The sequence below is a fragment of the Bordetella petrii genome (genome assembly GCF_020991325.1).
GTDB lineage: Bacteria > Pseudomonadota > Gammaproteobacteria > Burkholderiales > Burkholderiaceae_B > Bordetella_A > Bordetella_A petrii_E.
The window spans coordinates 1-1,686 of record NZ_JAJMLX010000475.1 but is presented as its reverse complement, the minus strand read 5'-3'; the positions used below and the strand labels follow the sequence as shown (position 1 = coordinate 1,686).

General features: G+C 65.2%; 4 protein-coding genes and 1 pseudogene. 4 read left to right on the top strand and 1 reads right to left on the bottom strand.

All coding sequences use genetic code 11. From position 1 onward, the window contains the following. A partial coding sequence (locus LPZ50_RS24720) for a DnaA N-terminal domain-containing protein (RefSeq protein WP_329957705.1) occupies positions 1-327 on the bottom strand: 327 nt, incomplete at its 3' end. Positions 328-595: 268 nt separating this feature from the next. Between LPZ50_RS24720 and rpmH the strand changes: the two genes are divergently transcribed. The 4 genes and pseudogenes from rpmH to LPZ50_RS24700 form a co-directional block, all read left to right on the top strand. Further along, positions 596-730: a 50S ribosomal protein L34 gene (rpmH, locus tag LPZ50_RS24715; protein WP_003800771.1), complete on the top strand. Its 135-nt coding sequence runs from the start codon at positions 596-598 to the stop codon at positions 728-730. A 50-nt stretch (positions 731-780) separates the two neighbouring features. Beyond that, positions 781-1,152, top strand: a complete 372-nt coding sequence (locus tag LPZ50_RS24710; RefSeq protein ID WP_230665474.1) for a ribonuclease P protein component — start codon at positions 781-783, stop codon at positions 1,150-1,152. After that, positions 1,149-1,421, top strand: a complete 273-nt coding sequence (gene yidD / locus LPZ50_RS24705) for a membrane protein insertion efficiency factor YidD (RefSeq protein WP_230665473.1) — start codon at positions 1,149-1,151, stop codon at positions 1,419-1,421. Before LPZ50_RS24710 ends, yidD begins: the two co-directional genes overlap by 4 nt. Positions 1,422-1,482: 61 nt before the next feature. Continuing rightward, positions 1,483-1,686: pseudogene (locus tag LPZ50_RS24700) on the top strand (membrane protein insertase YidC); the annotation flags it as partial.

Genomic DNA, 1,686 nt, shown 5'->3' with positions numbered 1-1,686 from the left:
GGCAGAAGGGGGTGGTGAAATGGTAGCGGCGGCACAGGAAGCGGCGGCGCGCGGCGCGGCGGGGATGCGCGGCGTGGTGCTGCCGGCAGGCAGTTCAAATGCCACTTGCACCGGACGCTGGAACCATTCGGCCGCCAGGGCCTCTATTTGATGAGAAAAGTTCTTGCGCACCCAATCCAGCTTGAACCGATTGGGCGCGGCTACGCGTAGGACGGCCTGCGTCTCGTCGTACGCAAGCGGTACCAGCGGCCGTATCCAGGCGCTGATTTGCTGTGGGGGGAGTTCCTGCTCTAGACGACTGACGCAGGTCTGCCAGAATTCTTTCATGTCGCTCTTGTTCAAACCTCGATTCTACCTTGCCTGAGGGTGGGTTATCCACAGGCAGTGACTGTTACGTTCCCCAGGCCGGGGCGTAACTGTTTGACAAGGCAGAGAAAACTTGCTGAAATGATGGGCTTTTCCGAATTCTGTCTGTCAGAAGGTTCTTTTTATGTACGCCGGGGCCCGCCCCCGCCGTTATTTGCGCCAGGGCATGCCCTGGCCGGGAACCCGTCGGGCAGGCCCCTTCTGACGTTGTTCTTTTTGTGGATCGTCCATGAAACGCACCTACCAACCTTCCGTTACCCGCCGCAAGCGTACCCACGGCTTTCGCGTGCGCATGAAAACCCGCGGCGGCCGTGCCGTGCTGAACGCTCGCCGCGCCAAGGGCCGCAAGCGCCTGGCCGTCTAAGGCCGGCACCGGGTCTTTCCGCTTTTCGCGTATCGCCACACCGGTCGTTCATGCCGCGCGCCACGCTTCCTCCCGAGGCGCGGCTGCATCGCCCCTCTGAGTTCGCCGCTGCCCTGAAAGGGCGCCGGCTTGCCCGAGGGGCTTTCTTCATTCTCAGCGCCGCGCCCAACAGCCTGCCCCAGGGCCAGGCTGCCCAGGCGCGCCTGGGCATGATCATCGCCAAGCGTTTCGCCGCGCATGCCACCACGCGCAACGCCCTGAAACGGGTCATCCGCGAAGCCTTCCGGCACGGCCGCCAGCATTTGCCGCCGCAAGACTACGTGGTGCGGTTGCACAGCAAGCCGGCCGCCGCGTCCCTGACCGCCCTGAAGCGGTCGGCGCGCGCCGAAGTGGACGCTCACTTTGCTCGGGTGAAAGCATGATCAAGGCTTTGCTCATCGCGCCCATCCGGTTTTACCGGTTTTTCCTGAGTCCCTGGCTGGGCCGGCAGTGCCGCTACACCCCGACCTGTTCGGCCTACGCCATCCAGGCCATCGAGCAGCACGGCGCCTGGCGCGGCAGCTGGCTGGCGGTGCGCCGCATCGGGCGCTGCCACCCGTGGGCGCCGGGCGGCCACGACCCGGTTCCTCCCCTGCATCATTCCGAGGGGGCCGCCTGCTGCACGCATCAGCGCCGCAGCGGTTCCAATTGACGCTAAACTTGCGGGTTTGCCGTTCCGTTCCAGGCCGGCCCGTATACCTACCGTAGGCACCATGGATATCCGACGAACCATCCTCTGGATGATCTTCTCCTTCTCGCTGTTGCTCCTGTGGAACAACTGGCAAATCCATACCGGCAAGCCCTCGTTGTTCGGCACCCCGCCCGCCAGCAGCAGCGAATCGTCGGCCCCGCAGCAAGCCGACAACAAACCGGCCGCCACGCCGTCGGTGCCCTCGGCCCCCGCCGCGGCCGCGCCG